This window comes from Belnapia sp. AC561 (genome assembly GCF_979252845.1).
On sequence record NZ_CEEDBP010000279.1, the window covers coordinates 1 to 262 of the forward strand.

At 68.3% G+C, this 262-nt stretch carries 1 protein-coding gene; it reads left to right on the plus strand.

Going from position 1 to position 262, the window contains the following annotated elements; genetic code table 11:
* Positions 1 to 262, plus strand: a 262-nt coding sequence (locus tag AC0IW9_RS31080) for an AMP-binding protein (protein WP_471652154.1), incomplete at both ends; no start/stop codon positions are given.

Below are 262 nucleotides of genomic sequence, written 5' to 3' on the forward strand. Positions count from 1 at the left end.
GCCCCTGCGCCGAGCCATCGTGCGCAGCTACTGCCGGACCTGATCGCCGAGCAGGCCGGGCAACAACCGCACGCCCTGGCGATTGCATGCGGCGATGCGCAGCTGAGTTATGCCGAACTGGATAGCGCCGCGAACCGACTGGCGCGTGTGCTTCAAGCGCGTGGCGCGGCGCCGGAAGTGGTGGTGGGCGTGGCGTTACCGCGCTCGGTAGAGATGATCGTGGCGCTGCTGGCGGTGATGAAAACCGGCGCCGCGTATGTGC